We start from the raw sequence: 21,603 nt of genomic DNA, 5'->3' as shown, positions 1-21,603 counted from the left end.
ACGACCGAACCCCGCCGTCGCGGTGACGGCGGGGTTCGTGTCGTTGCAGGCCGGCCGCTCAGCGACGCGGCGGGAAGTGCCTGATCATCCCCTCCTGCACCGTGGTCGCCAGCAACTCGCCGCTGCGCGAGTAGAACCGGCCGGTGGCCAGGCCGCGCGAATTCGCCGCGACCGGGGACTCGGTGGCGTAGAGGGCCCAATCGTCGAAACGGAGCGGGCGGTGGAACCAGATGGAGTGGTTCACCGTCGCGGCGACGATGCGATCGTGGCCCCACGACAATCCGTGAGTGGTGATGATCGAATCCAGAATCGTGGTATCCGAGGAATAGCCCAGTGTCGCATTGTGGATCAGCGGATCGTCGGGCAAGATGCCGTCGGCCTTCATCCAGACCCGGTTGTGGTTGAGCTGTTCCCCGGTGCCCTTCATGATCCAGGCCGGATCGTTCGTGTACCGCATATCGATCGGGTGCGGCGCGTTGACGAACATCTCCAGTTTGTCCTCGAAGCCCGCGAAATGCTCCTCCACCCGGGGCAAAACCTCGGGATCCGGCACCTCGGGCTTGCCGTGCGCGTGTTCGAGGCCCTTACCCCAGTCCTGGAAGGCCGCGAGCATCACGAACAGTTCCTGACCGTCCTGCACGGCGGTGACGGTCCGGTTGGCCAGGGAACGGCCGTCGCGGTGCCGTTCGACGCGGTATTCGATCGGCTGCTTGACATCACCGCCGCGCACGAAATGCGCGTTGACGACGTGCAGCGGCCGGCCGCCCGCGGTACGACCGGCCGCGATGATGCCCTGTGCGACGAGTTGGCCGCCGAAGGTACGGCTCCACACCTTCTCCGGATGGTGTCCGACGAAGACGTCCTCGGCCGTCTGTTCGAGATCGAGCAGGCCGAGCAGAACGTCGAGATCGGAATCAGGAGTCGGTTCGATATCGACGGAGCCACCTAGGGCAGCTGACATTTAATGGTCCTCCTCGCCGATCCGGTGCACATGGATGAGATTCGTGGACCCGACAGTACCCGGCGGCGAACCCGCCACGATGACCACGAGATCTCCCTTGGCGTATCGCCCCATCGAGAGCAACGCTACATCGACCTGATGGATCATCGCGTCGGTGGTCTCCACCATCGGCACGATGAAGGTCTCGGTGCCCCAGGTCAATGCCAGCTGACTGCGCACCTCCGGCAGCGGGGTGAAGGCCAGCAGCGGCAGCGGGGTGTGCAGGCGCGCCAGTCGCCGCACCGTGTCACCGGACTGGGTGAACGCCACCAACGCCTTGGCGTTGAGCCGCTCGCCGATGTCGCGGGCGGCGTAGGAGATCACGCCGCGCTTGGTGCGTGGCACGTGGGTCAGCGGCGGCACCCGGGTCGATTCGGTCTCCACCGCGTGCACGATGCGGGCCATGGTGCGCACCGTCTCGATCGGATACGCGCCGACCGAGGTCTCACCGGACAGCATGACCGCGTCCGCGCCGTCGAGCACCGCGTTGGCGACGTCGGATGCCTCGGCGCGGGTGGGACGGGAGTTCTCGATCATCGACTCCAGCATCTGGGTCGCCACGATGACCGGCTTGGCGTTCTCCCTGGCCATCTGGATGGCCCGCTTCTGCACGATCGGGACCTGCTCGAGCGGCAGTTCCACACCGAGGTCGCCGCGGGCGACCATGACGGCGTCGAAGGCGAGCACCACGGCCTCGAGGTTGTCGATGGCCTCGGGCTTCTCCAGTTTGCCGATGACCGGCACGCGGCGGCCGACCCGGTCCATCACGTCGTGCACGAGCTCGACGTCGGAGGGCGAGCGCACGAACGACAGCGCGATGAAGTCGACGCCCAGTTTCAGGGCGAACTCCAGATCCTCGATGTCCTTCTCCGACAGCGCGGGCACCGAGACGTCCATGCCCGGCAGCGAGACGCCCTTGTTGTTGGAGACCGGGCCGCCCTCGGTGACGCGGCAGATCACGTCGTTGTCCTCGACGGCGGTGACCGTCAGGCCGACCTTCCCGTCGTCGACGAGCAGGCGGTCACCCGGCTTGGCGTCCTTGGCGAGTTCCCGGTAGGTGGTGGAGACACGGTCGTGGGTTCCGTCGATCTCGTCGACGGTGATGCGGACCTCTTCGCCGGTCGCCCAGACCGTGCGGCCCTCGATGAACCGGCCGAGCCGGATCTTCGGCCCCTGTAGATCGGCTAAGATGCCGACCGCCCGACCGAGGTGGTCGGAGGCCGCGCGCACCTTCTTGTAATTCTCGGCATGGTCGGCGTGCTCACCGTGGCTGAAGTTCAGCCGGGCCACGTCCATGCCGCTCTCGACGAGTTCGCGGATACGGTCCTCGGTGGCAGTGGCCGGGCCGAGCGTGCACACAATCTTCGTCCGTCGCATCACGGGTAGAAGCCTAATCCTGTTGAGGTAGCGGGACCCCCGCCGGCCTCGGTGAAACCTGGGTGAAGAAAATACACATCCGTCGCAAGGCGGTTCGTGAACCGGAACGGCGACAGGGCGCCCCGCGATGCGGAACGCCCTGTCCGGTTCGAGGCCGCGGAAATCAGTCCCGCAGCGGACGTCCCGTGCTGTCGGGTACCTTGCCCGTGAGCATCATGATGCCGTCGATCAGCGGCCAGATGCCGCCGATGCCGCAGGTCAGCCAGACAACGGCGATCTGGGCGATGCCGAGACCGGTGTAGCCGAGGTAGAAGCGGCCGACACCGAAGGCGCCGAGGAGGATCTGGAGCAGACCCGCGGTCAGCTTCTGCTTGTCGGAGTACGGCGCGCCGTACATATCGCGACCGTAGGGCGCGTCCGGGTCGGCCGGGTTGTAGCCGCCGGGCTGCTGGCCGCCGTACGGCGCGGCCGGGTAGCCGCCGGGCTGCTGGCCGTACTGCGACTGCTGGCCGTACTGCGGCTGCTGCGCGTAGGGGTCCGAGGTCTGGCCGTACGGCGGCTGCGCCGGAACGGCACCCGGCTTGTTCAGATCCGGACCCGTACCGGGCGGGCCGTACTGGGGTCCGCCGCCGGGGTTCTGCTGGTAGGGGTCGGTCACGAAATGTCCTCCTCATTTGTGCGGGCTCCCCCGCCTTATGGCGCGTCGCCACCGGACACCGCGCACTCCTGGCGAGGTCCGCCGTCGGCGACATCGCCAGACTCTACTGTCTCGCGCTGTGCGCCGCCGACCTCGGCCGACACCGTATCCGGCGCGCTGCGCGCCGTTCGTCGCTTCGGTTATCGCGCGCGGCGCCCCGGACGTTGCCGAATCGACTGCCGATTTTTTGCCGAAGGACCTCGCCGACCCGAAAATCTCCGGTCAGGACTTATCGGCCGCGACCTCCGAATCGGCCCTCGACCTGGACTTCCCGGTGGCTGTCGCGCTTTCCGCGGTATCGGCGGCCGAGGCCGCGGACCCGTCACCCGCCTCGGCTCCGGCCGTGGATTCCACGACCTTGCCGCCGTTCTTCGCGGTCTGTTCGGCCGCCGCGGGACTCTCTTCGGGGTCTTCGGTCTTCGACTCCGGTTCGTCCGCGGCACTCGAATCGGCGTCGTCGGCGCTGGTTGCCGCGGACTCGGAGGCTTCGCCGGAAGCCGCGACCGTGCCGGACTTCTCCTCGCCGTCCCCGCTCGATTCCGCCTTCTCGACGGACGCGTCCGCATCGGCCGACTCGGGTTTCTCGGCCGACTCGGGTTTCTCGGCCGACTCAGCCTTCCCAGCCGACTCAGCCTTCTCGGCCGATTCAGCCTTCTCGGCCGACTCAGCCTTCTCGACCGACTCAGCCTTCTCGATGGAGACCGATTTCTCGCTCGATTCCGCGAAGTCGGCGTCCCCGGATTCGCCCGGGTCGGCCGACTCCTCCGACGGGGATTCGGCGGCTTCGGCCCGCGCCGCCGCGATCGAGGCGACCTCGGCTTCCGCGCCCACCGCGCGCAATCGACCGAACTGCCACGGCCACGGTCGTTTCGCGATGCCCGGCTGCAACATCTCCGGTGTCTCGCGGCCCTTGGTCGCGAAGATGACATAGGCGATCGCCGCCAGGAACACCAGGGCGGAGGTGAACGAATTGATCCTGATACCCGCGATCTTGGTGGCCTCGTCGTCGCGCAGCAGTTCCACCACGAAGCGGCCGACGCAGTACCCGGCGACATAGAGCGCGAACAGGCGGCCGTGGCCGATGCGGAAACGCCGGTCGATCTGCACCAGCAGCACCACTATCAGCACGTTCCACAGCAACTCGTAGAGGAAGGTCGGCTGGACGACCTTCTCCACGACGCCGGTGGAGACGCCGTTCATCATGTCCAGCTTGCCGTCGTCGTCGAAGCGCAGGTAGATCTCGAGGCCCCACGGCATGGTGGTTTCGCGGCCGTAGAGTTCCTGGTTGAAGTAGTTGCCGAGCCGACCGATGGCCTGGGCCAACAGGATCGGCGGTGCGATGGCGTCACCGAAGGCGGGCAACGGGATTCGGTAGATGCGGCAGCCGATCCACGCGCCGATCCCGCCGAGGAACACCGCACCCCAGATACCGAGTCCGCCCTGGTAGATCTTGAGGGCGTCGAGCGGATGCCCGTCGGCGCCGAAGTACTTCTGCCAGTCCGTGGCGACGTGGTAGAGCCTGCCGCCGATCAGGCCGAAGGGCACCGCGAACATCGCGACGTCGAGAACCGTCCCTGACCGGCCGCCACGCGCCTGCCAGCGCCGCTCGCCCCACCAGATGGCGATGACGATGCCGACGATGATGCACAACGCGTAGGCCCGTAGCGGGAACGGCCCGAGCTGCCATACGCCCTGCGCGGGGCTGGGGATGTAGGCGAGTAGGTCGCCGCGCGCGACGACACCGCTCTGGGCCACCACACTGTCTGCCAGGACTCGTAAGGTCACGCAGGCCACCGTAGCCCAGACCCGCGCACGGCATTCGGTGCGGTCCCGGCGGATCCGTATCCGTCAGGATGTGACGGCGGCCGAGCGCACCCCGTCGGCGAGTTCGCCGGTGAGCGCGCGGACCGCGTCCAGCCCTTCGGCGGCGGCGCTCACCAGCGCCGAGCCGACGATGACTCCGTCTGCGTAGGAGGCGATTTCGGCGGCCTGGGCCCCCGAGCGCACGCCGAGTCCGACGCCGATCGGGATATCGGAATGGGCGCGGATGCGCGCACACAGCGCGGGCGCGGCCGAGGACACCGCGTCGCGGGCGCCGGTGACGCCCATGGTCGATGCCGCGTAGACGAATCCGCGAGATGCCTGCAAGGTCTTGACCAGACGCTCCTCGGTGGAGGAGGGCGCGACCAGGAAGATGCGATCCAGATCGTGCGCGGCCGAGGCGACGAACCAGTCGTCGGCCTCCTCGGGAATGAGGTTCGGGGTGATGATGCCCGCGCCGCCCGCGGCGGCCAGATCGCGCGAGAAGCGGTCGATGCCGTACTTGAGCAACGGATTCCAGTAGCTCATGATCACGGCCTGCCCGCCCGCCCCGGTGACGGCCTCGACCACCGAGAACACGTCGCGCACGCGGACGCCGCCGCGCAGCGCCTGTTCGGCGGCGGCCTGGATGGTCGGCCCGTCCATCACCGGATCGGAATAGGCGACGCCGACTTCCACGATGTCGCAGCCGTATTCGACCATCGCCCGGCACACTTCGATGGAGCCGGGCAGATCGGGATAGCCCGCGGGCAGGTAGCCGATGAGCGCGGCCCGGCCCTCGGCGCGCGCGGCGGCGAAAGTGGCGGCCAAGCGGGACTGCGGACTCATCGGGCGGACTCCTCGGCGTCGTCGTCGAACAGCCCGAACCAGCGGGCGGCGGTGTCCATGTCCTTGTCACCGCGGCCGGACAGGTTGACCAGGATGACCGCGCCCGGGCCGAGTTCGGGGCCGAGTTTCAGCGCGCCCGCCACCGCGTGCGCGGACTCGATGGCGGGAATGATGCCTTCGGCGCGGCTGAGCAGCAGCAGCGCGTCCATCGCCTCGGTATCGGTGATCGGCCGGTATTCGGCGCGGCCGATGTCCTTGAGGTAGGCGTGTTCGGGCCCGACGCCGGGGTAGTCCAGCCCCGCGGAGATCGAATGCGATTCGATGGTCTGGCCGTCCTCGTCCTGGAGCAGATACGAGTAGGCGCCCTGGAACGCGCCGGGAGTGCCGCCGGTGAACGTGGCGGCGTGGCGCCCGGTCTCGACGCCGTCACCGGCCGCCTCGTAGCCGATAAGGCGCACGCCCGGATCGTCGATGAAGGCGTGGAAGATGCCGATGGCGTTGGATCCTCCGCCCACGCAGGCCACAACGGCGTTCGGCAGACCGCCCGTCAGCGCCCGCACCTGGGCGCGCGCCTCGAGGCCGACCACGCGCTGGAAGTCGCGCACCATCATCGGGAACGGATGCGGACCGGCGGCGGTGCCGAAGCAGTAATAGGTGCCCTCGGCATTGGTGACCCAGTCGCGCAGCGCCTCGTTGATGGCGTCCTTGAGCGTCTGCGATCCGGTGGTCACCGAGACCACCTCGGCGCCGAGCAACCGCATCCGCGCGACATTGAGCGCCTGGCGGGCGGTGTCGACCGCACCCATGTAGATCACGCAGTTCAGGCCGAGCAGGGCGCAGGCGGTCGCGGTGGCGACGCCGTGCTGACCGGCACCGGTCTCGGCGATGACGCGGGTCTTGCCCATACGCTTGGCCAGCAGGGCCTGGCCGAGCACGTTGTTGATCTTGTGCGAACCGGTGTGGTTCAGATCCTCGCGCTTGAGCACGATGCGCGCACCGCCCGCGTGTTCGGCCAGGCGCGTGCATTCGAACACCGGCGACGGACGCCCGGTGTAGTCGCGTTGCAGCCGGTCCAACTCGCCGAGGAAGTCGGGGTCGAGGCGGCACTTCTCGTATTCCGCGGTGACCTCCTCGATCACCGCCATCAGCGCCTCCGGCACGTGACGACCGCCGTAGACGCCCCAGTGACCGCCCGCGTCGGGTTCGTGGGCGCTGCGCTCGTGGACTCCGCTGCTGGCCTCCGGCAGTGAACTCAGGGTCATCACCGTCCCCGCCGCGCGGGCTTCGGGCAGGACGGGTGGGTGCCCGCGGTGACCAGTTGCAGCACGGCCGCGCGCGGGTCGCCGCTGGTCACCAGACCCTCGCCGACCAGGACCGCGTCCGCGCCCGCGCCCGCGTAGGCGAGCAGGTCGGCGGTGCCGCGCACACCGGATTCGGCGATGCGGATGACCTCGGTGGGCAGGCCGGGGGCGATGCGGGCGAATACGTCGCGATCGACCTCGAGCGTCTTGAGGTTGCGCGCGTTGACGCCGATCACCGAGGCGCCCGCCTCCAGCGCCCGGTCGGCCTCCTCCTCGGTGTGGACCTCGACCAGTGCGGTCATGCCGAGCGATTCGGTGCGGTCGATGAGCGCGGAGAGCACGTCCTGTGCCAGCGCGGCCACGATCAGCAGGATCACGTCGGCGCCGTGGGCGCGGGCCTCGTGGATCTGGTAGGGGCCGATGACGAAGTCCTTGCGCAGGATCGGAATGTTCACCGTGGCGCGCACGGCGTCCAGATCCTCGAGCGAGCCGCCGAAACGGCGTCCCTCGGTCAGCACGCTGATGATGCGCGCGCCGCCGTCCTCGTAGGCTTTGGCCAGACTGGCCGGGTCGGGAATGTCGGCCAGCGCGCCCTTGGACGGACTCGCCCGCTTGACCTCGGCGATGACGCCGATGCCGTCCTCGAGAAGGGCCGCCCGCGCGTCCAGCGGCGCGGGAGCCCGGGTCGCGGCGGCCTTGACCGCCTGGAAATCCAGGACGGCTTCACGTGCGGCCACATCCGCGCGGACCCCGTCGAGAATCGAGTCGAGTACCGTCATCTGGCTCGAATCCTTTCTGGGGAGACGGACTTGCTGCCTGAGAATCCCCCCAGGCGCTGTCTCACCGATGCTGACAAAGAATAAATGGCGTGCGCTTTCCCGATCCCGCCGGGGTTGTACCGTGTCCGCCCGATCCCGTCACGAAGCATTCCCACCCCGCCTCGACCTCCCCGAATCCTCGGCGCCCGCATCCCGGTCGGCGGCGTCCTCGGTGGGGTCGGCGCCCGCGTCGAGTGCGTCCCAGAGCACACGTTCGCTCAGGTCACCGCCCGTCTCGTCGCCGCGCTGCCGTCTGCCGACCTCTTCGGTGGCCGCGGCCCGGCGGAAGACCGGGTTGTCGTATTTCCCCGACAACCGCGCCGTCTGCTCCGGCATTCGGGTCAACATGACCGCCGCGACGAACGTGGCGATCGCGGCGGCGAGGGTGAGCCAGGCCGGGAACGGTGCGGTGAGCACCTCGGTGACGGTGGCGCGGCCGGGCAGCTCGGCCAGGGTCGCGGCGCGGCGCTCGGTCGCGCCCGATCCGGTCACCAGGGCGAAGGCGGGCACCGCGGTCACGGCGGCGACCAATCCGATCAGCACACCGACCACGCGGCGCAGCCATCCGCGGGTGGCGAGCACCGCCGCGATGCCCGCGAGCAGGACCAGGGCCAGCGGGGTGAGGGCGCCGAACCAGGTGCCGCCGTTCAGTTCGTCGGTGCGCGGTTCGGTGAGACCGTCGGTGGAGCTGACGGTGACCCAGGTCAGCCGCGACGCGCCCCACATGGCCGCGGCGGCCATGGCCAGCAGCACGATCGCGCCTACCGGGTACTTGCGCGGCGGCGACGCAGGGTCGACCGCGACGGATTCGGACTCGGCTCCGGTCATCGCGACTCGTCCGCTCGGGCCGGATCGGCGCCGTAGGCGCGCATCGTCTTCGCGGCAGCGACGGCCTTGAGCACCGCCATCGCCTTGTTGCGGGATTCGACGTCCTCGTAGTCGGGATCGGAGTCGGCGACCACGCCCGCGCCCGCCTGCACGTAGGCGGTGCCGTTCTTGAGCAGGGCGGTGCGGATGGCGATGGCGGTATCGGCGTCGCCCGCGAAATCCAGATAGCCGACCACGCCGCCGTAGACGCCGCGCCGCGTCGGCTCCAACTCCTCGATCAGTTCCATCGCGCGCACCTTCGGCGCACCGGACAGAGTGCCCGCCGGGAAGCAGGCGTTCACCGCGTCCAAGGCGACGCGGCCGGGGGCCAGCCGCCCGGAGACGGTCGAGACCAGGTGCATGACGTGGCTGTAGCGCTCGATGTGGCGGTACTCGGTGACCCGCACGGTGCCCGGTTCGCAGACCCGCCCGAGATCGTTGCGGCCGAGGTCGACCAGCATGAGGTGTTCGGCGTTCTCCTTCTCGTCGGCCAGCAGCCCCTTCTCCAACAGCAGGTCGTCCTCCTCGCTCGCCCCGCGCCACCGGGTGCCCGCGATGGGATGGGTCGTGGCGACGCCGTCCTTGACGGTCACCAGCGCTTCCGGACTGGACCCGACGATGGAGAAGGCGGTCGCGCCCTCTCCGTCGGGAATGTGGATCAGGTACATGTACGGGCTCGGATTCGAGGCGCGCAACATGCGGTACAGATCGACCGGCGAACCGTCGTAGTCCATCTCGAAACGCTGCGAGAGCACCACCTGGAACGCCTCGCCCGCCTCGATCTCCTTGACCAGCCTGCGCACACCCGCGCCGAATTCCTCGGAGGTGCGGGCGCGCCGGAAGTCCGGTTCGGGGCGGTCGAACACCGACACCGTGGACGGCGCGGGCGCGGCCAGCGCCTCGGTCATGCGATCGAGGCGGGCCACGGCGTCGTCGTATGCCTCGTCGACCCGTTCGGTGGTGCCGTTCCAGTTCACCGCATTGGCGATGAGGGTTATCGCGCCCTCGTGATGGTCGAAGGCGGCCAGGTCGGTGGCCAGCATCAGCACCATCTCCGGCAACCGCAGATCGTCGGCGGCCAGCGCGGGCAGGCGTTCGATGCGGCGCACGGCGTCGTAGCCGAGATAGCCGACCATGCCGCCGGTCAGCGGCGGCAGACCGGGCAGCCGTTCGGTGCGCAGCAGTTCGAGGGTCTCGCGCAGCGCGACCAGGGGGTCACCCCCCGACGGGGCGTCGGCCGGGGTAGCGCCGAGCCAGGCCGCCTCGCCGTCGACGACGGTCAGCGCCGAGGGGCTGCCCGCGCCGATGAACGACCAGCGCGACCAGGAGCGCCCGTTTTCCGCGGATTCGAACAGGAAGGTGCCCGCGCGGTCGGCACCGAGTTTGCGGTACGCCGACAGCGGAGTCTCCGAGTCCGCCAACACCTTCCGCGTCACCGGAACGACCCGGTGTTCCGCGGCGAGTGCGTGGAATTGTTCGCGGGTCGTGGTTGCGGGGATCGAAGGGCCAGACATGGCTTCCATCATCCCAGGGCCGCGCGGAACCGATTCCTCGGCCCTGGACCTTTCCGTGCCGACCGGTAGGGTCCAGGTATGCAGACAGGCCGGCTCGCTCCGCAATTCGAGCTCCCCGATCAGTCCGGGACCTCCCGCTCGCTCGACGGCCTGCTGGCCGACGGTCCCCTGGTGTTGTTTTTCTACCCGGCCGCCAACACCCCGGTGTGCACCGCCGAGGTGTGCCACTTCCGGGATCTGTCCGCCGAATTCGAGAAGGTGGGCGCGAGCTGCGCCGGCATCTCCACCGACGCGGTCGATACCCAGGCGGGTTTCGCCGCCGCACAGGGACTCGGCTATCCGCTGCTGTCGGATGTCGGCGGCGCGGTCGCCGCGAAATTCGGCGTCAAGCGCGGTCTGCTCGGCAAGCTCGCGCCGGTCAAGCGCCACACCTTCGTCATCGACACCGACCGCACGATCCTCACGGTGATCACCGGCGAACTGCGCGCGAACGTGCACGCCGACGAGGCGCTCGCCTTCCTGCGCGAGCGCGCGAAATAGCGCGAACAAGCCACGCGGCCCCTCCCGGGAGATCCGGCGGGCCGGTCCGGTCGGACGCCGAACCGGTGGCGCAAAACCGCTGAACGCGCCGCCTGGATCACCGCGAACACGTCGCCGCCGGGGCGGCCATGTGAATGAACTCACGACATATGGCAACTCCATGACGGTCGAGCGAAGTCGTGGCAAACTCGTCTTCGCGGGTGACTGTGAATTCGCTGACCCACGTCACTTGGCTCGAAAGAAGGCATGTAGTGACGAAGTGGCTCGACCCCGTCGAACAGCGAGCATGGCGCTCGATCGTGGCGCTGATGACTCGGCTACCCAGTGCGCTCGACACCCAACTCCAGCGCGAATCCGGGGTGACGCATTTCGAATACTGGGTGTTGACCTTGCTCTCGGAAGAACCGGGTCATCGATTACAAATGAGTGATCTAGCCCACAAAGCAAACGCATCGCTATCGCGGCTGTCGCACGTGGTCTCCAAATTGGAGCGGCTCGGGTTGGCACAGCGGTCGGTCACCGAGGGCCGCCGCGGCGTGCACGCGGTGCTCACCGACGACGGCTATCTGAAGGTCGTCGAGGCCGCGCCCGGCTATCTGAACGCGGTGCGCCGACTGGTCTTCGACGGCCTCGGCCCCGACGAAACCGTGCGGCTGGCCGAACTGAGCGATACCCTCGCAACCCGGCTCACCGAAATCCTCGCCCAGCCCGAATCGCCCCGCGGCTGACGACCGCCGCGAGTCAGGCCGGTTCGCCCAGCAACCGATCGGCGTCGAAGCAGGTGTGCGCGCCCGTATGGCAGGCCGCCCCCTCCTGATCCACCACCAGCAACACGGTGTCGCCGTCGCAGTCCAGACGCACCTCGTGCACGTACTGGGTATGTCCCGAGGTCTCACCCTTCACCCAGTACGCACCGCGCGAGCGCGAGAAGTAGGTCGCCTTTCGGGTGTCGAGCGTGCGCGCGAGCGCCTCGTCGTCCATCCACGCGACCATCAGCACGTCACCGGTGCCGCGCTCCTGGGCGACCGCGGCGACCAGGCCCGCGTCGTTGCGCTTGAGCCGGGCGGCGATGGCGGGATCCAATGTCATATCACCGTTATAACAAGCGCGGAATCGGCGCCCGTCAGCGCACGACGATCTTCTCCCGGCGCAGCGACTCCTTGACCTCGCCGATGGTGAGTTCGCCGAAATGGAAGACGCTGGCGGCAAGCACCGCGTCGGCTCCCGCGTGCACGGCGGGCGCGAAATCGTCCACCGCGCCCGCGCCGCCGCTGGCGACGACCGGAACGGACACCGCGGCGCGCACCGCGCGGATCATCGGCAGGTCGAATCCGGTCTTGGTGCCGTCGGCGTCCATGGAGTTCAGCAGGATCTCGCCGACACCGAGTTCCGCGCCGCGCACCGCCCACTCCACGGCGTCGATGCCGGTGCCGCGCTTGCCGCCGTGGGTGGTGACCTCCCAGCCGGAGGCGGTGTCGGGCTGCCCGTCGGGCACGGTGCGCGCGTCCACCGACAGCACGATGCACTGCGAACCGAATCGTTCGCTCATCTCCCGTAGCACCTCGGGGCGGGCGATGGCGGCGGTATTCACCGAGACCTTGTCCGCGCCCGCGCGCAACAGCCGGTCCACGTCCTCGACGGTGCGCACCCCGCCGCCAACGGTGAGCGGGATGAAAATCTGCTCGGCGGTGCGCGTGACGACATCGATCATGGTGCCGCGATCGCCGGTGGACGCGGTCACGTCCAGAAAGGTCAGTTCGTCGGCGCCCTGAGCGTCGTAGAGGGCCGCCAGTTCCACCGGATCGCCCGCGTCACGCAGATTCTCGAAATTGACGCCCTTGACCACCCGGCCCGCGTCCACGTCCAGACACGGAATCACCCGTACCGCCAACGTCATTGCCTCACCCTTCATTCGGTAGTAGATCAGGCCGTGCCGACCGCGCCGATACTGCGAAGTCGTTGCGCCCCTTGATCACCGCGCTCGGCCCGCCGACGCCTTGGACGAAACGCGGCGCGGCGTCATCGAGCACGGCGTGCGCGGCGGCGAGCAAGGCCGGGAGTTCGGCGATCGGGTCGGCGGCCATCGTCGATTCAGCGCACCGCCGCCAGTGCTTCGGGCAGGGTGAACCGGCCCGCGTAGAGCGCCTTGCCCACGATCGAGCCCTCTACCCCGGCGGGGACGAGTCCGGCGATTGCCACCAGATCCCGCACCGTGGACACACCGCCGGAGGCGATGACCGGCGCGTCGGTGGCGGCGCACACATCGCGGAGCAGTTCCAGATTGGGGCCGGTCAGGGTGCCGTCCTTGGTGACGTCGGTGACCACGTAGCGCGAACAGCCGTCGCGCTCGAGCCGTTCGAGCACCTCCCACAGATCGCCGCCGTCGCTGACCCAGCCGCGCCCACGCAACCGATGCTCGCCGTCGACTATCCGCACGTCGAGTCCCACCGCGACGCGGTCGCCGTGTTCGGCGATGGCCTTGGCGCACCACACCGGGTCCTCCAGCGCGGCGGTACCCAGATTCACCCGGGCGCAGCCGGTGGCCAGAGCGGCGCGCAGCGAGTCGTCGTCACGGATGCCGCCGGACAGTTCGACCTTGACGTCGAGTTCGCCGACCACCTCGGCCAGCAGCTCACGATTGGACCCGCGCCCGAAGGCGGCGTCGAGATCGACCAGATGCACCCACTCCGCACCCGCCTCCTGCCAGGCCAGCGCCGCCTCGCGGGGCGAGCCGTAGCTGGTTTCGCTACCGGCCTCTCCCTGTACGAGACGCACGGCCTCACCATTGGCGACATCGACGGCAGGCAACAGCACAAGACTCACTCACAGGAGCTTAATGGCTCACGCCGCGCATTCGAGCCCCGGGCCTGCGCCGATGCGACAGCTCACCCGAGCGGGCCGCGTCACCGGTCACAGCGAGGTGACCCAGTTGCGCAGCAGTTGCGCGCCCGCGTCGCCGGACTTCTCGGGGTGGAACTGGGTGGCCGAGAGCGCGCCGTTCTCCACCGCGGCCAGGAACGGCACCCCGTGTTCGGCCCAGGTGAGCCGCGGGTTGGCGAAATGCTGGCTGGGCGGCAGATCCCAGGTCTGGGCGGCGTAGGAGTGCACGAAGTAGAACCGGGTGTCTCGATCCAGACCCGCGAACAGTGTGCTGTCGGCGGGCGCGGATACGGTGTTCCACCCCATGTGCGGCAGCACCGGCGCGGACAGGCGTTCCACGGTGCCGGGCCATTCGGCGCAGCCTTCGGTCTCCACCCCGAATTCGACGCCGCGTTCGAAAAGGATCTGCATGCCGACACAGATGCCGAGCACCGGACGCCCACCCGCGAGCCGCTGACCGATGATGCGTTCGCCGCGCACCGCGCGCAGTCCCGCCATGCAGGCGGCGAAGGCGCCGACGCCGGGCACCACGAGTCCGTCGGCGGCCAGGGCGATCTGTGGATCGGCGGTCACTTCGACGGTGGCGCCCGCGCGGACCAGCGCGCGTTCGGCCGAATGCAAGTTGCCGGAACCGTAGTCGAGCAGGGCGACGGATGTGGTGCTCACGATTTCCACCCTATCGGTCGGCACCAGCGGTTTTGCGGGCCGGTCCCGCCGAATGCCATGGTCCGGTCCGACGGACGGCCGACGAACCGACCGGCCCGACTCGAAATCCGCTCCGACTCGGCGAATTCCGTTCCCACCGCGCCGCGTATTGCGCCCTGACCAGCGAAAACAGTGTCGCACACGGCAATTCGGCCTCGCCGGTAGTCTGTTGCCATGATCACGCTCAGGAAAGAAGACGGCGCCGCGGATCTCGCGGGCATCACCAGGCTGGTTGTCGGGGTCAGCTGGGATCCTTCGGCGGGGACCAGCGGCGGTGCGCTCGGGTGGGCACGCAGGAAGAAGGGAGTCGATCTCGACTTGATCGCCATCCTCATGCAGGGGTCCGAACCCGTGCGTTTCGCAGGTCTGGATTCGCTGGATCCGCTCGGCAACGGCTCGGTGCTGCACTCAGGTGACGAACAGACCGGCGCGGCCTCCGGCGACGACGAGACCGTCACGGTCAGCTTCGCCGACGTGCCCGGGGGTATCGACGCGATCATCTTCGTCGCCGCCGCGTTCAAGAAGGGCAGCTCATTCGACAAGGCGAACAACATCTCGTTCAAGGTCTACGACGCCACCGGCGGCAGCTCCCAGCAGGTCGCCGACATCTGGCCGTCGCTGCTCGGCAACGAGAACGCCAACGCGGTGGCACGCACCTTCCGCAACGGCGCGGTCTGGCAACTCGAGGTGCTCAATCGCAAGGGCAAGATCAAGCAGGGTGACAAGCAGGCGCTGCTGCGGTTCGCGATGGCCTGACGAGGGCGCGCGAGCGGACATCGCGACCTCACCGTCGCGCGGTGTCCGTTCGCGTCAGGCGGTGGGCCGGGTGTCGCTGTCGATCTGCAATCTGCCGCCGCCGCTGCCGATGACGTGCAGCACCATCGAGGTGGTCTGACCGTCCACGGTGAGCTGGGCCAGCCGCATGTCGACCGAGCCGTCGGTATAGGCGCCGCGATTGGTGCCGTTGATATCGGCGAAGGTGTCGATGGTGCGCGAACCCCAGTACTGGCGGAATGCCTGCTCGCTGCCGTACACCTTCTGCGCGGCCGGGGTCAGCAGCGACCACGAACCGCTCGGGTTGCTGTAGAAGTCGACGATCAGCTCACCGGCCGGACCCCATTCGACCGAGCCGACGCTCGGCGTCTTGCCGAGCTGCGCCGCGGGGGTCGAGCTCGTCGGCGCGCCGCCGGTGGTCGTCGCCGTGACCGAACTCGGACTCGCCTGCGGCCCCGGCTTTTCGGGCCCCGACTGGTTCAGCGCGCCGATCAGCAGCGCCGCCACGGCCACGCACGCGCCGACGATTCCGCCGATCAGGATGGCGTTGCGCTTGCCCTTGGAGCGCGCGGGCTCCCCCGCACGCGGCTGGGTCCTCGGGCGCGGATGCGCGGCGGTGTCGTTGTGCCCGTTGCGGTTGGGCGGCGGCATCGGGCGGCCGTTGCGCTGCGGCGCGGGCTGCGGACTCGCGGCGGGCGCGGCGCGCAGCGAGCGGGTCGCGACCTCGGGCGGACCGACCTGTCTGCGCGCGTATGCCTCACTGGCGGGCACGAAACCGGCGGGCACCGGCGCGGCGGCGGAATCGGCGAAGGCGGCGAGATGATCACGCGCCGCCCGCATCGTCGGGCGATCCTCGGGATCGGGACTGAGCAGCTGCAACAGGAAATCGGTGGCCTGACCCGCGTTACGCGGTTCGCTCACCTGACCGTTGGCCGCCGCGTAGAGCACCGCGAGCGGATTCGGGCTCGCACCGTAGGGCGGTTCGCCTTCGAGTGCGTGGAACAGTGTCGCGCCGAGCGCGAACACGTCGGCGGCGGGCGTGGGATCGGCGCCGCGGGCCACCTCGGGAGCGAGGTAAGCGGCGGTGCCGCAGATCAGCCCGGTTTCGGTGAGGGTCACATCGCCGGTGGCGCGCGAGATGCCGAAGTCGGTGATCTTGACCGTGCCCGCGTCGTCGAGCAGGACATTGCCCGGTTTGACATCGCGGTGCACGATGCCCGCGTTATGCGCCGCGATCAACGCCGAGGCGACCTGTTCGCCGATGCGCGAGACCTGCGTCAGGGGCAGCGTGCCCTGCGCGGAGAGCACCGCGGCCAGGCTCTTGGACTTCATGTACTCCATCACCAGACACGGATCGCCGTCGTGTTCGGTGATGTCGAAGACCACGATGGCGTTCGGATGCTGGAATCGGGCCGCGTTGCGTGCCTCGCGGATGGCGCGCTGGCGCACGACATCGCGTTCGGCCTCCGGCAGGCTCGGCTGGATGTGGATCTGCTTGACCGCCACCGAGCGTTGCAGGCGTTCGTCGACGGCACGCCAGACGACGCCTGTGCCGCCGCTACCAATCCGCTCGACCAGGCGGTAATGCTCCGCGATCAACTGACCGGTATCGATGGCGCCTACTCCGAACCTTCTCGAAATCGTGACATGCCGCATATTGACCGTGCTGACGGTCCGCCGACGAGTGTAGCTGGCGCACGCGCCAACCCACGCGCCAGCTCGGAGATATTTCGATACGGAACCGGCGCGTCGCATCGATCGCCGTGACCGTGCTGTGTCTTCACACAACCGGGCCGAGTCAGCGTGGTGCGCGCAACATTCGCCCCGCGACCTGGACGGCGGGCGCCGAGCTGCCCGCGTCGGCGACGAAGACCGCGAAGGCGAGATCGCCGTCGATGCCGACGAACCAACCGTGCGCGTGGGTGTTGTCGCCGTATTCGGCGGTGCCCGTCTTGCCGAGCAGTCCCGGAATGTCGGTCAGGGCGGTGGCGGTGCCGCCGGTGACGGTCTCGCGCATCATGGCGCGGATCTGGGCGTCCACCGATTCCGCCAGCGCGCCCGGGGTGCGGTCGGCGACGCCGGGACGACCCGCGACCAGGACGGGCGCGGGCGGCGATCCGTGCGCGAGGGCGGCGGCGACCAGTGCCATACCGAAGGGCGAGGCCGTGACCTGCCCTTGGCCGATACTCGATTCGACCCGCTGTGCGGGAGTGTCGGCGGCGGGCACCTTGCCGGTCACCGTGGTCAGTCCGGGGGTCACGTAGTCGAGGCCGAGGCCGAGTTGGGCGGCGGCGTCGGTCAGCGCCGTCGCGGGCAGTCGCACCGCCAGCGCGGCCATCGTGGTGTTACAGGAGCGGGCGAAGGCCGTGTGCAGTGGCACTGCCCAAGATCGAAGTTGTCGTCGTTGGGGATGCGGCGGCCCTCGATGTCGGCCACCCCAGGACAGGGCAGCACCGTGTCGGGGGTGACCGTACCGGCCTGGCGGGCGGCCGACGCGGTGACCGTCTTGAAGGTCGAACCGGGCGGATACAGGCCGGTCAGCGCGATCGGACCCTGCGCGTCCGCGGCGGCGTTCTGCGCCACCGCGACCACCGCACCGGTCGACGGCGTGAGCGCGACGACGGCGGCGGGGCTGTCCGATCGGCGCCAGCGCGGCCTCCGCGGCGCGCTGGAGGCCGATGTCGAGGGTGGTGGCTTCGCGGCCTGCCACCGGCCCGGACGCGCCGACGCCGCCGACTCAAGCGGCGCATTTGGCGCCGGGCGGGGCGGGCGGCGCGGTGACCGTGCCCGAAGCGACATCGACCAGGTAGTCGCGGTCCGGCCCGTCCACGGGTTCGCTGCCGAGCACCAGCCGTTCCACCACGCAGCCGCCCTCGAAGAAGGCGGGTCCGACACCGTGGTCGCCCGGCGCGACGCCGCCGTCGAGTCCGCGACCGGTGACCACGGTGTACATCGAGGTCGGCACGCCCGCCGCCACGAGTCCGGCGCGCATCTCCAGGCCTGCCGCGTAGGGCACCACGGTGTCGGCGGTGCCGTGCACCACGAACGCCCGGCGCACATCCATGCGCCCGGCCAGCAGGACGGGCGAACGTTCGGCGTAGGCCGCGGGGCAGACGATCGGCGAACAACCGCCCGCGTCGCGTTCGATCTGACCGGGCAACGCCGGATCGACCGCCGCGCCGCCCGCCCACATGGTGAAATCGTCGGCGGGACCGTAGTTGTCGACCCAGTAGTCGAACAGTCCGCGCGGTCCGTGCGCGGCGGCGAGTCCGCCCGTGATGGCGCCCTGGCTCCAGCCCCACAGCACGGTGCGCGCGATATCGGGACGCGCGTCGCGGTACCAGCGGGTGGCGGCGACGATGTCGCGCTGCCCCGCCCACAGATTCCACTCCCCGGTACGCCACGTCCCTGTATCGCCGCGCAGATCCATGACCAGCAACGGGGTTTCGGTGCGCGCCGCGATGGCGGTCAGGTAGTCGGCGTAGTCCGCCGATGAACCGTTGTGTCCGTGCACCGCGACGACCAGTGCCCGCGCCCGCGCCGCGCCGCAGCGTTCGGGTTCGTACACCCGGCCGGTGGCCTGCTCGCCGTCCACCGTGATCGACACCGGCCGCACCGCGACCCGCACCGGACAGTCCGGGTCGGCTCCGGCCTGCGCCCCGGTGACACCCGCGGCGATCGACAAGGCCAACAGCATCAAGCAAACAGCAGGCAATCCGCACGCGCGCCTCATGTCCGCATGATCGCACGCGGCGGTGTCGTTCGATGCGCCCGAGGGATTAACACCGCCCGGCTTTTGGCCGATAATGAGGCGCGCAGGCCGGACGTCGCGGTGCGCGCGTGTCCTATGTCGATTTCGGGATTCCGCCCGCGGGCCGAACCCACTCTCCGGGGAGCAGTCATGGCCTTCTTGAACAGGCTGGTGTCCAACGCGAACACCTTCGGCCGTCTGATGGATGTGATGGACAAGGCGCCGCAGTGGCGTAAGCAGTTGCTGGCCAAGAAGAACGACCTGCGCGGCGGGGCGTTCCGAGACGCCGCGATGGGCATGTGCGCGCTGGTCGCGGCGGCCGACGGCACGATCGATCCGAGCGAGCGGACGCGGGTGGCCGGACTGGTCGGCACCGAACCGGCGCTCGGCAATTTCCCCGCCGACGAACTGCGCGCGCTGTTCGAGGACAACTGCGCCAGGATCACCGCCGACCCCGCCTTCGGCCGCGCGCATGTGCTCCAGCAGATCGCCAAGGTCGCGGGCAAGGCGACCGAGGCCGAGGCCGTGGTGCAGATCGGGATCATGATCGGCAATGCCGACGGCGACTTCGATCAGGCCGAGGTTGCCGCGGTCCGCGAGGCGTGCGGGGCGCTGCGACTGGATCCGGGGCAGTTCGGACTGTGAGGGCGGTGCGCGGCTAGTATTCGCATATGCGTTCGATCGATGCCGCGCAGCGGCGGGCTCGGCTCTCCGTTCGGCATCGGCTCGCGCACGCGACGCGCGGTGACGATGTCGCCGACATCGTGCGCTCGCTGGTGGTGTTGCACGCCACCGACCCGGCCACGGTCTTCCTCTCGATCGGCGCGCGGTCACACGTTGCCCGGCCCGCCGATGTGGAAAGGGCGCTGTACGAGGATCGTTCGTTGCTGCGCATGCTGGCCATGCGACGCACGATGTTCGTCGCACCGGTCGATCTGGTGCCCGCCCTGCAAGCCTCGTGCGCCGACGATCTGGCGGTGCGGCAGCGGCGCACCTACGGCAAGTTCATCGACGCGGCCGCGGTCGTGGACGGACCGGTCGCACCGTGGCTGGCCGATGTCGAGGAGCAGACGCACCGGGCGTTGCTGGCTCGCGGCGCGGCCACCGGGGCGCAGCTCAGCAAGGACGTGCCCGCGCTGCGCACCCAGGTGAATACGGCGCCGGACAAGAGCTATTCGCGGCCGACGAACATCACCACCTGGGTGCTGGTGATCCTCGGCTGCCAAGGGCGCATCGTGCGCGGCCGCCCCAACGGCGGGTGGACCAGCAGCCAGTACAGTTGGGCGCCCATCGAATCGTGGCTGCCCGACGGCGTGCCGACGCCGGCGCCCGAACATGCCCGCGACGAACTGGTGCGCCGTTGGCTGCGCGCCTTCGGGCCCGCACCGGTCGCGGACCTCAAATGGTGGACCGGCTGGACACTCGCGCAGGTCCGCGCGACCCTCGCCCGCCTCGACGTGGTCGAGGTCGATCTGGACGGAACGACCGGCGTCGTCCTGGCCGACGATCTCGAGCCCGTCGCCGCACCGGAGCCGGCGGCGGCGGTGCTGCCCGCACTCGACCCGACCCCGATGGGATGGCGGTCGCGCGAGTGGTTTCTGGGTCCGCACGGACCGGCGCTGTTCGACCGCAACGGCAATATCGGTCCGAGTATCTGGTGGGACGGCCGCATCGTCGGCGGCTGGGGTCAGCGCAAGGACGGCCGGATCGCGCACCGGCTGCTCGAGGACGTCGGCGCGCAGGCACGCGCCGCCATCGACGAGGAGATCGCCCGCATCGCCGAATGGTACGGCGACGTGCGCGCGATCCCCCGCTTCCGCACCCCGCTGGAACGGGAACTGACCGCCTGACGCTACATGTCGAGTCCGAGGTCGAGCACGCGCACCGAATGGGTGAGCGCCCCGACCGCCAGATAGTCGACACCGGTGCGCGCGTAGTCGGCGGCGTCCTCCAGCCGCAGTCCGCCGGAGGATTCCAGTTCGGTTCCCGGCGCGACGGCATTGCGGCGCTGCACCGCCGCCTGGGTCTGCCACAGCGGGAAGTTGTCCAGCAGTACGAGTTCCACGCCCTCGGCCAGGACGGCGTCGAGCTGTTCGAGGCTGTCCACCTCGACCTCGCACGGGATGTCCGGTGCCAGCGCCCGGACCGCGCGCAATGCCTCGACCACCGATCCGGCGGCGACCACGTGGTTGTCCTTGATCAGCGCGGCGTCGCCGAGACCCATCCGGTGGTTCACTCCGCCGCCCACCCGCACCGCGTACTTCTGGATGGCGCGCAGACCGGGCAGGGTCTTGCGGCTGTCACGGATGCGGCATCCGGTGCCCGCCACCTCGGCGACCCAGGCCGCGGTGGCGGTGGCGATGCCGGACAGATGGCAGACAAGGTTGAGCATGGTCCGCTCGGCGGTCAGCAGAGCGCGGGTCGGCGCGACGATCCCCAGTGCCGCCGTGCCCGGGTCGAGCCGGGTCCCGTCCGCGACCCGCGCGGTGACCTCGTAGTTCCCCGCGCCGATCACCTCGTCCAACACGAGCAGGCCGATATCGAGTCCGGCGAGCACGCCGGACTGGCGGGAGACCACCGACGCCTTGACCGCGGCGTCGGCGGGCACGGTCGCCAGCGTGGTGACGTCGGGGCCGTAGCGCAGATCCTCGTCCAGCGCGGTGCGGATCAGCGTGCGGACCTCCTCGCGGTTCAGTGCGGGGTCGAGGGTCACGGGGGCGTGGGTCATGC

At 69.6% G+C, this 21,603-nt stretch carries 23 protein-coding genes and 1 pseudogene; 5 read left to right on the top strand and 19 right to left on the bottom strand.

Going from position 1 to position 21,603, the window contains the following annotated elements:
- Nucleotides 1–58 precede the first annotated feature (58 nt).
- The 9 genes from APZ21_RS01580 to APZ21_RS01540 form a co-directional block, all read right to left on the bottom strand.
- The gene (locus APZ21_RS01580; protein WP_054811389.1) at nt 59–961 is read right to left on the bottom strand and encodes an acyl-CoA thioesterase; all 903 of its coding nucleotides are present in this window, start codon (nt 959–961) and stop codon (nt 59–61) included.
- Nucleotides 962–2,380 (bottom strand): pyruvate kinase, encoded by a 1,419-nt coding sequence (gene pyk / locus APZ21_RS01575; RefSeq protein WP_174553639.1) that lies wholly within the window; start codon nt 2,378–2,380, stop codon nt 962–964.
- A gap of 160 nt (nt 2,381–2,540) precedes the next feature.
- Complete coding sequence (locus tag APZ21_RS01570) at nt 2,541–3,035, bottom strand: TM2 domain-containing protein (RefSeq protein WP_054811388.1); 495 nt, start codon at nt 3,033–3,035, stop codon at nt 2,541–2,543.
- A 261-nt stretch (nt 3,036–3,296) separates the two neighbouring features.
- A complete protein-coding gene (gene lgt, locus APZ21_RS01565) occupies nt 3,297–4,829 on the bottom strand; it encodes a prolipoprotein diacylglyceryl transferase (RefSeq protein WP_420845268.1) in 1,533 nt (510 codons plus the stop codon).
- Nucleotides 4,830–4,922: 93 nt separating this feature from the next.
- Nucleotides 4,923–5,723: a tryptophan synthase subunit alpha gene (trpA, locus tag APZ21_RS01560; protein WP_054811387.1), complete on the bottom strand. Its 801-nt coding sequence runs from the start codon at nt 5,721–5,723 to the stop codon at nt 4,923–4,925.
- Nucleotides 5,720–6,985, bottom strand: coding sequence for a tryptophan synthase subunit beta (gene trpB, locus APZ21_RS01555; protein ID WP_054811386.1), 1,266 nt, complete (start codon nt 6,983–6,985; stop codon nt 5,720–5,722). The genes trpA and trpB overlap by 4 nt, the downstream gene beginning before the upstream one ends.
- The gene (gene trpC / locus APZ21_RS01550) at nt 6,985–7,803 is read right to left on the bottom strand and encodes an indole-3-glycerol phosphate synthase TrpC (RefSeq protein ID WP_054811385.1); all 819 of its coding nucleotides are present in this window, start codon (nt 7,801–7,803) and stop codon (nt 6,985–6,987) included. Before trpC ends, trpB begins: the two co-directional genes overlap by 1 nt.
- Before the next feature lie 138 nt (nt 7,804–7,941).
- Nucleotides 7,942–8,670 carry a TIGR02234 family membrane protein gene (locus APZ21_RS01545; protein WP_054811384.1) on the bottom strand — a complete coding sequence of 243 codons (729 nt, stop codon included), beginning with the start codon at nt 8,668–8,670 and terminating at the stop codon, nt 7,942–7,944.
- A complete protein-coding gene (locus tag APZ21_RS01540; protein WP_054811422.1) occupies nt 8,667–10,223 on the bottom strand; it encodes an anthranilate synthase component I in 1,557 nt (518 codons plus the stop codon). Before APZ21_RS01540 ends, APZ21_RS01545 begins: the two co-directional genes overlap by 4 nt.
- A 78-nt stretch (nt 10,224–10,301) precedes the next feature.
- On the opposite strand from APZ21_RS01540, the gene APZ21_RS01535 reads away from it, so the two are divergent.
- Both APZ21_RS01535 and APZ21_RS01530 read left to right on the top strand, forming a co-directional pair.
- Nucleotides 10,302–10,763 (top strand): peroxiredoxin, encoded by a 462-nt coding sequence (locus APZ21_RS01535; protein ID WP_054811383.1) that lies wholly within the window; start codon nt 10,302–10,304, stop codon nt 10,761–10,763.
- Nucleotides 10,764–11,071: 308 nt separating this feature from the next.
- Nucleotides 11,072–11,491 carry a MarR family winged helix-turn-helix transcriptional regulator gene (locus tag APZ21_RS01530; protein ID WP_156370559.1) on the top strand — a complete coding sequence of 140 codons (420 nt, stop codon included), beginning with the start codon at nt 11,072–11,074 and terminating at the stop codon, nt 11,489–11,491.
- Between the two features lie 13 nt (nt 11,492–11,504).
- On the opposite strand, the gene hisI is transcribed toward APZ21_RS01530, so the two are convergent.
- From hisI to hisH, 5 genes are all read right to left on the bottom strand, one after another.
- A complete protein-coding gene (hisI, locus tag APZ21_RS01525; protein WP_054811382.1) occupies nt 11,505–11,852 on the bottom strand; it encodes a phosphoribosyl-AMP cyclohydrolase in 348 nt (115 codons plus the stop codon).
- Nucleotides 11,853–11,886: 34 nt separating this feature from the next.
- Nucleotides 11,887–12,660, bottom strand: a complete 774-nt coding sequence (gene hisF / locus APZ21_RS01520) for an imidazole glycerol phosphate synthase subunit HisF (protein WP_054811381.1) — start codon at nt 12,658–12,660, stop codon at nt 11,887–11,889.
- A gap of 4 nt (nt 12,661–12,664) precedes the next feature.
- Nucleotides 12,665–12,847: a hypothetical protein gene (locus APZ21_RS01515; protein WP_054811380.1), complete on the bottom strand. Its 183-nt coding sequence runs from the start codon at nt 12,845–12,847 to the stop codon at nt 12,665–12,667.
- Between the two features lie 7 nt (nt 12,848–12,854).
- Nucleotides 12,855–13,586, bottom strand: a complete 732-nt coding sequence (priA, locus tag APZ21_RS01510; RefSeq protein ID WP_054811379.1) for a bifunctional 1-(5-phosphoribosyl)-5-((5-phosphoribosylamino)methylideneamino)imidazole-4-carboxamide isomerase/phosphoribosylanthranilate isomerase PriA — start codon at nt 13,584–13,586, stop codon at nt 12,855–12,857.
- A gap of 87 nt (nt 13,587–13,673) precedes the next feature.
- Nucleotides 13,674–14,309: an imidazole glycerol phosphate synthase subunit HisH gene (gene hisH / locus APZ21_RS01505; RefSeq protein WP_054811420.1), complete on the bottom strand. Its 636-nt coding sequence runs from the start codon at nt 14,307–14,309 to the stop codon at nt 13,674–13,676.
- Between the two features lie 213 nt (nt 14,310–14,522).
- On the opposite strand from hisH, the gene APZ21_RS01500 reads away from it, so the two are divergent.
- On the top strand, nt 14,523–15,104 hold the full coding sequence (locus tag APZ21_RS01500; protein WP_054811378.1) for a TerD family protein: 582 nt from the start codon (nt 14,523–14,525) through the stop codon (nt 15,102–15,104).
- 54 nt (nt 15,105–15,158) lie between these two features.
- Here the strand turns inward: APZ21_RS01500 and APZ21_RS01495 are convergent, their stop codons facing one another.
- The 4 genes and pseudogenes from APZ21_RS01495 to APZ21_RS01485 all read right to left on the bottom strand — a co-directional run bounded on the left by APZ21_RS01495 (nt 15,159) and on the right by APZ21_RS01485 (nt 18,819).
- Complete coding sequence (locus APZ21_RS01495) at nt 15,159–16,721, bottom strand: serine/threonine-protein kinase (protein ID WP_371852366.1); 1,563 nt, start codon at nt 16,719–16,721, stop codon at nt 15,159–15,161.
- A 199-nt stretch (nt 16,722–16,920) separates the two neighbouring features.
- A complete protein-coding gene (locus APZ21_RS01490; protein ID WP_420845267.1) occupies nt 16,921–17,568 on the bottom strand; it encodes a penicillin-binding transpeptidase domain-containing protein in 648 nt (215 codons plus the stop codon).
- Nucleotides 17,569–17,612: 44 nt separating this feature from the next.
- Nucleotides 17,613–17,921: pseudogene (locus APZ21_RS36220) on the bottom strand (penicillin-binding transpeptidase domain-containing protein); the annotation flags it as partial.
- Nucleotides 17,860–18,819, bottom strand: coding sequence for an alpha/beta hydrolase family protein (locus tag APZ21_RS01485; RefSeq protein ID WP_054811376.1), 960 nt, complete (start codon nt 18,817–18,819; stop codon nt 17,860–17,862). The pseudogene APZ21_RS36220 and the gene APZ21_RS01485, both read right to left, overlap by 62 nt.
- 204 nt (nt 18,820–19,023) lie before the next feature.
- Between APZ21_RS01485 and APZ21_RS01480 the strand changes: the two genes are divergently transcribed.
- A complete protein-coding gene (locus tag APZ21_RS01480) occupies nt 19,024–19,518 on the top strand; it encodes a tellurite resistance TerB family protein (RefSeq protein WP_082392734.1) in 495 nt (164 codons plus the stop codon).
- 26 nt (nt 19,519–19,544) lie between these two features.
- Entirely contained in the window at nt 19,545–20,723 is a 1,179-nt protein-coding gene (locus APZ21_RS01475; RefSeq protein ID WP_054811375.1) for a winged helix DNA-binding domain-containing protein, read from the top strand.
- Nucleotides 20,724–20,725: 2 nt separating this feature from the next.
- Here APZ21_RS01475 and nadC read toward each other — a convergent pair whose 3' ends face one another.
- Complete coding sequence (gene nadC, locus APZ21_RS01470; protein WP_054811374.1) at nt 20,726–21,601, bottom strand: carboxylating nicotinate-nucleotide diphosphorylase; 876 nt, start codon at nt 21,599–21,601, stop codon at nt 20,726–20,728.
- Between the last annotated feature and the right edge of the window lie 2 nt (nt 21,602–21,603).

Source organism: Nocardia arizonensis (assembly GCF_001310275.1).
GTDB lineage: Bacteria > Actinomycetota > Actinomycetes > Mycobacteriales > Mycobacteriaceae > Nocardia > Nocardia arizonensis.
The sequence above is the reverse complement of the archived record's forward strand: the minus strand, read 5'-3'. Positions and strand labels throughout refer to the sequence as shown.

What these genes read in the sequence shown, in the direction of transcription:
- APZ21_RS01540 (WP_054811422.1), bottom strand. Translation starts at nt 10,223, where the DNA reads ATGTCTGGCCCTTCGATCCCCGCAACCACGACCCGCGAACAATTCCAC.
- hisF (WP_054811381.1), bottom strand. Translation starts at nt 12,660, where the DNA reads ATGACGTTGGCGGTACGGGTGATTCCGTGTCTGGACGTGGACGCGGGC.
- APZ21_RS01530 (WP_156370559.1), top strand. Translation starts at nt 11,072, where the DNA reads ATGACTCGGCTACCCAGTGCGCTCGACACCCAACTCCAGCGCGAATCC.
- trpA (WP_054811387.1), bottom strand. Translation starts at nt 5,723, where the DNA reads ATGAGTCCGCAGTCCCGCTTGGCCGCCACTTTCGCCGCCGCGCGCGCC.
- APZ21_RS01580 (WP_054811389.1), bottom strand. Translation starts at nt 961, where the DNA reads ATGTCAGCTGCCCTAGGTGGCTCCGTCGATATCGAACCGACTCCTGAT.
- APZ21_RS01535 (WP_054811383.1), top strand. Translation starts at nt 10,302, where the DNA reads ATGCAGACAGGCCGGCTCGCTCCGCAATTCGAGCTCCCCGATCAGTCC.
- APZ21_RS01515 (WP_054811380.1), bottom strand. Translation starts at nt 12,847, where the DNA reads ATGGCCGCCGACCCGATCGCCGAACTCCCGGCCTTGCTCGCCGCCGCG.
- APZ21_RS01480 (WP_082392734.1), top strand. Translation starts at nt 19,024, where the DNA reads ATGGCCTTCTTGAACAGGCTGGTGTCCAACGCGAACACCTTCGGCCGT.
- trpB (WP_054811386.1), bottom strand. Translation starts at nt 6,985, where the DNA reads ATGACCCTGAGTTCACTGCCGGAGGCCAGCAGCGGAGTCCACGAGCGC.
- nadC (WP_054811374.1), bottom strand. Translation starts at nt 21,601, where the DNA reads ATGACCCACGCCCCCGTGACCCTCGACCCCGCACTGAACCGCGAGGAG.
- APZ21_RS01545 (WP_054811384.1), bottom strand. Translation starts at nt 8,670, where the DNA reads ATGACCGGAGCCGAGTCCGAATCCGTCGCGGTCGACCCTGCGTCGCCG.
- APZ21_RS01485 (WP_054811376.1), bottom strand. Translation starts at nt 18,819, where the DNA reads ATGCTGTTGGCCTTGTCGATCGCCGCGGGTGTCACCGGGGCGCAGGCC.
- APZ21_RS01500 (WP_054811378.1), top strand. Translation starts at nt 14,523, where the DNA reads ATGATCACGCTCAGGAAAGAAGACGGCGCCGCGGATCTCGCGGGCATC.
- trpC (WP_054811385.1), bottom strand. Translation starts at nt 7,803, where the DNA reads ATGACGGTACTCGACTCGATTCTCGACGGGGTCCGCGCGGATGTGGCC.
- APZ21_RS01475 (WP_054811375.1), top strand. Translation starts at nt 19,545, where the DNA reads ATGCGTTCGATCGATGCCGCGCAGCGGCGGGCTCGGCTCTCCGTTCGG.
- hisI (WP_054811382.1), bottom strand. Translation starts at nt 11,852, where the DNA reads ATGACATTGGATCCCGCCATCGCCGCCCGGCTCAAGCGCAACGACGCG.